General features: G+C 74.5%; 7 protein-coding genes. 2 read left to right on the plus strand and 5 right to left on the minus strand.

The window, feature by feature from the left end:
* Nucleotide 1: 1 nt before the first annotated feature.
* The 3 genes from WML84_RS10980 to WML84_RS10990 are packed head-to-tail and all read right to left on the minus strand — an operon-like array spanning nt 2 to nt 3,179.
* On the minus strand, nt 2–427 hold the full coding sequence (locus WML84_RS10980) for a dehydrogenase (RefSeq protein ID WP_347346185.1): 426 nt from the start codon (nt 425–427) through the stop codon (nt 2–4).
* 58 nt (nt 428–485) lie between these two features.
* Nucleotides 486–2,153, minus strand: coding sequence for a sodium:proton antiporter (locus tag WML84_RS10985; RefSeq protein ID WP_347346186.1), 1,668 nt, complete (start codon nt 2,151–2,153; stop codon nt 486–488).
* 3 nt (nt 2,154–2,156) lie between these two features.
* Nucleotides 2,157–3,179, minus strand: coding sequence for a malate dehydrogenase (locus WML84_RS10990; protein WP_347346187.1), 1,023 nt, complete (start codon nt 3,177–3,179; stop codon nt 2,157–2,159).
* Nucleotides 3,180–3,280: 101 nt separating this feature from the next.
* Here WML84_RS10990 and WML84_RS10995 point away from each other — a divergent pair, with 101 nt between their 5' ends.
* The gene (locus tag WML84_RS10995; RefSeq protein ID WP_347346188.1) at nt 3,281–4,153 is read left to right on the plus strand and encodes a neutral zinc metallopeptidase; all 873 of its coding nucleotides are present in this window, start codon (nt 3,281–3,283) and stop codon (nt 4,151–4,153) included.
* Between the two features lie 68 nt (nt 4,154–4,221).
* Complete coding sequence (locus tag WML84_RS11000; RefSeq protein WP_347346189.1) at nt 4,222–4,620, plus strand: arsenate reductase ArsC; 399 nt, start codon at nt 4,222–4,224, stop codon at nt 4,618–4,620.
* Between the two features lie 17 nt (nt 4,621–4,637).
* Here the strand turns inward: WML84_RS11000 and WML84_RS11005 are convergent, their stop codons facing one another.
* Both WML84_RS11005 and WML84_RS11010 read right to left on the minus strand, forming a co-directional pair.
* Entirely contained in the window at nt 4,638–6,503 is a 1,866-nt protein-coding gene (locus WML84_RS11005; RefSeq protein WP_347346190.1) for a GMC family oxidoreductase N-terminal domain-containing protein, read from the minus strand.
* On the minus strand, nt 6,500–7,770 hold a 1,271-nt coding region (locus WML84_RS11010), incomplete at its 5' end, for an aldehyde dehydrogenase family protein (protein ID WP_347346191.1). The genes WML84_RS11010 and WML84_RS11005, both read right to left, overlap by 4 nt.

Here is a 7,770-nt window from a genome sequence, read left to right on the forward strand (position 1 = left end):
CCTAGACCGTCGCGTCCTGCAGGTGCTGGCCGCCGTGCGCCAGCACCTTCACGATGACGCCGCGGCCGCGCAGCTCGCGGAGCGTGCGGGTCTCCTCGTCGGTGTCGCGGCCGAGGGCGTGCAGGTTCACCGTGACGAGCACGTCGCCGGGGCCGAGCCGGCCGAACAGCCGGGCGAGGCGGTCCTCCCACGACTCCAGGGTCTCCGGCGCCGGATGCCGGAACCCCTCGATCGGCACGCCGAAGCGGGTCAGCGCCTCGCGCTGCTCGAACACGGTCGGCATGTCGGGGCGCGCGATGACGAGGCCGACCAGCCGTGACCCCTCGGGTCGCGCCTGCCACCAGTCGCGGTCGCGCTGCAGCTCGGAGAAGCACTCCGGACAGGCTTCCGGCGTGTGCTCGCTCGTCGCATCGCTCAGGTCGGTCATCGGTGGCACCTCTCGCTCGCGTCTATTGTGCCCGACTGCGCAGACACGAGCGCCGCGGTCAGTCCTCCCTGCGCAGCTCGATGCCGATCTGGTCGGCGTCGAGCTCGGCGAGGGCGTGCCGCAGGACGGCCGACGAGAACGAGCCCTCGTTGCCGAGCTCCACCAGCCGGTCGCGCATCGCGGCGATGAGCACCAGGCGCAGCTCCTGCGCGTCCGACATCAGCTGGACGGCATCCTCCACCGGCGGCTGGGTGAGGCGATGCCCCATGCGGTGCAGCAGCTCCGGGTCGAACGGCTCGCCCGACTCCTTCACGAGCCCCGGATCGTCGAGGCGCGCGGCCGCGGCCCGCTGCAGCTCGTCGTCGAGCCGCTCGCGTTCGCTGCGGGGCTCGGGGTCGACGGATGCCGGGATCCGCAGCCGCCGGATCAGCGCGGGCAGCGTGAGCCCCTGCAGCAGCAGGCTGACCACGGCCACGAGGAACGCGGTCAGGATGAGGAGCTCGCGGCCGGGGGTGTCGCGCGGGAGGGTCTGGGCGGCGGCGAGGGTCACGACGCCGCGCATCCCGGCCCACACGATCACGGTCCCGTGCTTCCAGGTGAGCGGCGACGAGGCGTAGTAGTTCAGGTCGTGCAGCATGCGCGTGAGGCGCTGGCGCATCGACTCCGCGTGCCTGCCCTCGGTCAGGCGGTCGAGCCGGCCGCTGACGAGGGCGTCGTGCACGCGCTCGCGGCGCCCCGACCTGCGCCCCTGCAGCCAGACGATGAGGGCGACGTAACCGCCGCGCACGCCGACGATGATCGCGAGCGCCGCGAGGGCGAGCAGGATCGCCAGGCCGGGGCCGTGGTGGCGCTCGTAGTTGTCGGCGACGATGCCGCGCAGCTCCAGGCCCATGATGAGGAACACGGCGCCCTCGAGGGTGAACTCGACGGTGCGCCAGTTCAGCTCGTCCGAGATGCGCTGCTCGGCGGTGAAGTGGCGCGTCGCGCCCTGGCCCGTCGTGATGCCGGCGACGACCGCGGCGACGAGCCCCGAGCCGCCCAGGTGCTCGGTCGGGATGTAGGCGAGGAAGGGGATCGCGAACCCGAGGGCGGTGTTCGCGGCGGCGTGCCCGATCCAGGCCCGCAGGCGCAGGTTCACGAAGCCCACCGCGACGCCCACCACGACGGCGATCGCCACGCCCCACACGAACGTGCCGACGGTTCCCCAGAACGAGAAGCCCGCCGCGACGGCGGCGATGGCGCTGCGCAGGAGCACGAGCGCGGTCGCGTCGTTGAGCAGGCTCTCGCCCTCGAGCATCGTCACGACGCGGGGCGAGATGCCGAGCCTCTTGACGATGGAGGTGGCGACGGCATCCGTCGGGCTCAGGATCGCGCCGAACGCGACCGCGAGGGGGAAGCCGAGGCCCGGCACGAGGGCGACGAAGAGAGCGCCGAGCAGCAGCGAGCTGATGACGACGAGGATGACCGCGAGTCCCGAGATCGGCCCCGCGTCGCGGCGGAACTCGACGGCGGGAAGCCGCACCGCGGCCGCGTACAGGAGCGGGGGCAGGACCCCGACGAGGATCCACTCGGGGTCGACCTCGACCGGCGGGATGAACGGGAGGAGCGACACTCCCAGGCCGATGACGACGAGCAGCAGGGGGGCGGCGATGCCGATGCGTCGCGCGAGCGGATTGCACAGGACGATGACGAGCAGGCCGAGCAGGACCGGGGCGAGCGCTTCCACGGCTCAGAGCACCCCGAGGGCGCGTACGGCGTCGCGTTCGGCGATCAGCTCGGCGACCGACGCGTCGAGTCGCGCGCGGCCGCGGGCGTCGAGGTCGAGGCCCGTGACGACGCGGTAGCCCGAGCCGTCGCTCGTGACCGGGAACGACGAGACGAGCCCGTCGGGCACGCCGTACTCTCCGTGCGAGACCACCGCCGCCGACGTCCAGCCGTTCGCCGTGCCGTGGACGCCGTCGCGCACGTGCGAGATCGCGGCGTTGGCGGCCGAGGCCGCCGACGACGACCCGCGCACGGCGATGATCTCGGCCCCACGCTTCGCGACGCGCGGGACGAACTCGTCGTCGAGCCACGCGGTCGCGGCCTCGGGGCCGCCGAGCAGCTCCGCGAGCGCGTCGGGCACCGGACGGCCCGCGACGGTGGCGTGCGCGACGTCGGGGAACTGGGTCGCGGAGTGGTTGCCCCAGATCGCGAGGCCGGCGAGGGCGTCGACGGGTGCGTCGAGCTTCGCGGCCAGCTGCGCGGTGGCGCGGTCGTGGTCGAGGCGGGTGAGCGCCGTGAAGCGCTCCGCGGGGATGTCGGGGGCCGATGCCGCGGCGATGAGCGCGTTGGTGTTCGCGGGGTTCCCCACCACGACGACGCGCACGTCGTCGGCCGCCGCCTCGTTGAGCGCGGCGCCCTGCGGGCCGAAGATCCCGGCGTTGGCGGCGAGGAGGTCGCCGCGCTCCATGCCCGCGGTGCGGGGACGAGCACCCACCAGCAGGGCGTGGGCGGCGCCGTCGAACGCGGCGCGCGGGTCGTCGGTCACCTCGACGCTCTCCAGGAGCGGGAACGCGCAGTCCTGCAGCTCGAGGGCGGCGCCCTCGGCCGCGCGGATCCCCTGCGGGATCTCCAGGAGTCTCAGGCGCACCCGCCGGTCGGCCCCGAGCATCGCGCCGCTGGCGATGCGGAAGAGCAGCGCGTAGCCGATCTGCCCGCCCGCGCCGGTGACGGCGACGGTCGTGGCGGGCGGCGTGGTCGTGGCATCCATGGTCCGAGCCTATTCCCGGCTCCCTCCGCCCGGTCGGGAGTCTTCTCCGCGGCGCCGTCAACCCCGCGCGGGCGACGGGCCGGGCGGGGTACCGTGAGCGCATGACGTTCAACCGCAACGCCGACGTCAGCGGCAACCGCGCCACGCGCCGCGGCCGCAACGCCGCGATCGCCGGCGGCGGCGTGGCCGGCGTCGGCGGCCTCATCGTGCTGCTCCTGGCCCTGTTCACCGGCGGCGACTTCTCGTCGCTCCTCGGCGGCGGCACCGGCGGGCAGCCGGCCCCCGGGCAGGAGACCGAGATCGGCCAGTGCGAGACCGGCGCCGACGCCAACGAGAACGACGACTGCCGGCTGGCCGCCGCATCGCTCGCGATCGACCAGTACTGGGAGCAGACCCTCGAGGGCTACCGCGCGCCCCAGCTCGTGATCGTGGACGGGTCGACGCCGACGGCGTGCGGCACCGCCTCGAACGCGACCGGCCCCTTCTACTGCCCGCCGGAGGAGACGGTCTACATCGACCCGACGTTCTTCGGCGTGCTGCGCCAGCAGTTCGGGGCGGAGGCGGGCCCCCTCGCGCAGCTGTACGTGCTCGCGCACGAGTACGGGCACCACGTGCAGCGGATCACCGGGATCATGGACCGCTACCCGAACAACGGCACCGGTCCGACGAGCAACGGCGTGCGCACCGAGCTGCAGGCCGACTGCTTCGCCGGCGCGTGGGTGGCCGCGATGGCGCAGCAGACCGACCAGAACGGCGTGCCGTTCCTGCAGGAGCCGACCGAGCAGCAGATCCGCGACGCGCTCGACGCCGCGGCGGTGGTCGGCGACGACCACATCCAGGCGCAGTCGGGCTTCGTGAACCCGGAGAGCTGGACGCACGGCTCGAGCGAGCAGCGGCAGCGCTGGTTCTCGACCGGCTTCCGCGACGGCGTCGGCGCGTGCGACACCTTCGCGGCGTCGGGGAGCTCCCTCTAGCGCGCGCCGCGCCCGTGCCCGACACCGCCGATCGTCCGTCCGCTCGCCCGTCTCATCCCGGAGGACCCATGACCGCCGCCCCGATCGTACTGTTCGTCTGCGTACACAACGCCGGGCGCTCGCAGATGGCCGCCGGCCTGCTCGATCGCCTCGCCGCGGGAAGGATCGACGTCCGCTCCGCCGGCTCCGAGCCGGCCGACCGGCTCAATCCCGCCGTGGTCGCCGCGATGGACGAGATCGGCATCGACATCGCCGCCGCGCAGCCGAAGCTCCTCACCACCGACGCCGTCCGTGCGGCCGACGTCGTCATCACGATGGGCTGCGGCGACGCCTGCCCGGTCTTCCCCGGCAAGCGCTACGAGGACTGGGCGCTCGACGACCCCGCCGGGCAGCCGGTCGAGGTGGTGCGCGGCATCCGCGATCGGATCGAGACGCGCGTGCGCGACCTCATCGCCCGGCTGACCTGACCCGAGCCGCCCGGCGCTCAGCGGCCGGAGCGGATCAGGTCGGCGCCGACCTCGCCGATGACGATCGCGGCGGCGTTCGTGTGGCCGCGCACGATCGTCGGCATGACCGACGCGTCGACCACGCGCAGGCCCGACACCCCGCGCACGCGCAGGGACGGGTCGACGACCGAGGCGGCATCCGTCCCCATGCGCGCCGTGCCGACCGGGTGGTACAGCGTGTGCGAGTAGCGGCGCAGCGACAGCTCGATGCGCTCCTCGGCGGTCATCGCGCCGCCGCCCTCCGGCTGAACCCAGCCGTCGGTCGTGACGGCGCGCAGGGCCTCGGTCGCGACGAACCGCTCGCACTCGACCAGACCCGCGCGGAGCGTCCGCGCGTCGAGGCCGTCCGGGTCGGTGAGGTAGCGGGGGTCGATCAGGGGCGCGTCCCGCGGGTCGGCCGAGGCGAGGCGGATCGTCCCGCGGCTGCGCGGGCGCAGCAGGATCGCGGCGACCGTGACGCCCTCGGCGGGCGGCGGCACGAGCCCCTCGCCCACGTACGGCACCGGCGCGAAGATGAGCTCGACGTCGGGCAGCCCGGAGTCGTCCGCCAGCGGCGTGCGGATGAACCCGTAGGCCTCCGCGACGTTCGAGGTCAGCATGCCGCGGCGCCTGCTCAGGTAGCGGGCGAGCTCGGCGGGCCGCGTGGCGCCGTAGAGCGTCCCGCCGATGGCCGCGGGCGCGAGGCCCGCGACGAGGTGGTCCTGCAGGTTCTCGCCGACGTCCGGGGCGTCGACGAGCGGGCGGATGCCGTGATCCGCCAGGTGCGCGGCCGGCCCGATGCCGCTCAGCATGAGCAGCTGCGGCGTGTTGATCGTGCCGCCGGCGAGGATCACCTCGCGCCGCGCGCGGGCGTGGCGCGGGATGCCGTCGATCTCGACGTAGACGCCGGTCGCGCGGGGGAGCGAGGCGTCGTGCGTCGCGCCTCCTCGGGGCACCTCGCTCCGCTCGTCCAGTGCGGTACCGGCCGGATCTCGATCGGCGACCGGGGGATCGACGGGGCTCTGGTCGGTGCCTCGGGGATCGTCGGGGCCGAGCTCGGTTCCCCGTGGGTCGGTGGAGCGGCGCCCGGTGCCCTCGAGGTCGCGGAGGCGGCGTCCGGACACCGGGGTGTCGGTGCCCGGCGAGACGTCGAAGGTCACGCGCCGCACGAGGGCGTCGGTCACGATCCGCAGGTTGCGCCGCCGCGCCGCGGGCCGCAGATACGCGTCGGCCGTCGAGGCGCGGGCGCCGCGATGCTGCGACACCATCGTGCGCGAGAAGCCCTGCCGCGCCGGCAGGTTGGCCGCGGTGAGCGGATGCCCCAGCTCGGCCGCCGCGGCCAGGAACGCCGTCGTGTGGGGCCGGGGGTCGCGCTGACGCTCCACGGCCTGTGCGCCGTCGGTGCCCTGGGTCGCGTCGATCGCGCCCTGCGTGCGCTCGACGCGCCGGAAGTACGGCACCAGGGCATCCCACGACCAGTCGGGACCGGCGGCATCCGCCCACTCGTCGTAGTCGGCCGCGAACCCGCGGATCCACATCATCGCGTTGAGCGACGACGAGCCGCCCAGGGTCTTGCCGCGCGGCCAGTAGATCGTGCGGCCCTCCAGCTCGGGCTGCGGCACGGTGTCGTAGTCCCAGTCGTAGCGGCCGCGGAACAGCGACGAGAACGCCGCCGGGATGTGCAGCGCCGGCGACCGGTCGGGCGGCCCGGCCTCGAGCAGCAGGACCGTCACGCCCGGGTCCTCGCTGAGTCGCGCCGCGACCGCGGCACCCGCCGAGCCGGCGCCGACGACGATGTAGTCGGCCTCGAGGTGTGGCGCAGGGCGGCGCCGAGCGGACGGACGATCGTGTCGAGGCCGCCTCATGCGCGGAACGCCTTCGCGAGCGTGACCGCGAGCCGCGCGCGGTCGCCGTCGCCGCGGAACCTCGTGAACCCCTCGCACACCGCGGCTCCCGTGCGCGCGGTCACGAACCACGGCGGCTTCGGCAGCACCGTGAAGCCGCCGCCGCGGAGCGAGCGCGGGAACGGACGGAACGGGCCCCGCACGACCGTGCGCTCCACGTCGTCGAGCAGCAGCGCGTTGTGCACCGTGCCGATGCCGCTCGGCGCGTGCGCGAGGGTGCCCCCGGGGAACGCGCCCCACGTCGCGGTCGGGGTGAGGAAGCCGAACGCCGTCCACGCGTTGATCGCGACGGTGCCGTAGCGGAGGTCCGCGACGGCCTCCTCGAAGCCGGCGCCCAGCGCGGCCTGCGTCGCGGGGTCGATCAGGAGGTTCGCGCCGAGCGTGCCGGCGAGCCGTTCGTTCGCGTGCGCGACGGCGGCGTCGAGGAACTCCTGTCCGAGACCGGGCAGCTCGACGACGCCCAGCACCGGCGCGAAGTACTCGATCGTCTCGATCGGGTCGACGGATGCCTCGGATCGAGCTCCCTCGGATGTCCCGTGCGGCGCGCCCGCCCAGCCTGCGTCGGCGCTTCGTCGGAGATCTGCGCTTCCTCGGAGGATATGCGCCGTGGCATCCGACGTCGTGCCGATCTCCGACGATGCGCCGCGGTCCGAAGCGCCCACACCCCCACGGGCTCGAGCCCCGGCACCTCCGCGGTCCGAAGTCTCCGCACCGCCAGGCTCGCGCGCGTCCGCCGAGACCACGAGCGCGCGCTCGCCGCGGGCGAACCACGTCGCACCGGGATGGTCGCGGCGTGCGCGGTCGAGCGTCGCCGCCGTGCCCGGATACCAGCCGGGCCGCCGCGGCGCGCGAGCGTAGGCGCGGCGCAGCTCGACGAGGAACTCGCGGCGCTGCGGCCAGTCGGCGCTCACGAGGACGACCTGCCCCGCGATGCAGTTGTGGCCGTTGTTGTGCAGCCGCATCGTCGCGACGTGCTCGGCCTGGAAGCAGAGGTCGGCGGTCGACCACCGGCCCGGCACGACGATGACCGGCGACACCCCGCCGAGCTCCGCCGTGATCGGCACCGTCAGGCGCGGGTCGTCGTCGCTCCGCCGCCGCTCCGCCTCATCGCCGGTGCCCCACACGATCGCGTCGAACGTGGCCTCGGATCCCGTGACGTGCACGTGGTCGATCGACGGATGCCGGGTCAGGAACGCGCCCACCTCGCCGCCGCCGGTCACGATGCGCA

The organism is Microbacterium sp. (assembly GCF_039812165.1).
Classification (GTDB): Bacteria; Actinomycetota; Actinomycetes; order Actinomycetales; family Microbacteriaceae; genus Microbacterium.

What these genes read in the sequence shown, in the direction of transcription:
- WML84_RS11000 (WP_347346189.1), top strand. Translation starts at nt 4,222, where the DNA reads ATGACCGCCGCCCCGATCGTACTGTTCGTCTGCGTACACAACGCCGGG.
- WML84_RS10990 (WP_347346187.1), bottom strand. Translation starts at nt 3,179, where the DNA reads ATGGATGCCACGACCACGCCGCCCGCCACGACCGTCGCCGTCACCGGC.
- WML84_RS10980 (WP_347346185.1), bottom strand. Translation starts at nt 427, where the DNA reads ATGACCGACCTGAGCGATGCGACGAGCGAGCACACGCCGGAAGCCTGT.
- WML84_RS10995 (WP_347346188.1), top strand. Translation starts at nt 3,281, where the DNA reads ATGACGTTCAACCGCAACGCCGACGTCAGCGGCAACCGCGCCACGCGC.
- WML84_RS11005 (WP_347346190.1), bottom strand. Translation starts at nt 6,503, where the DNA reads ATGAGGCGGCCTCGACACGATCGTCCGTCCGCTCGGCGCCGCCCTGCG.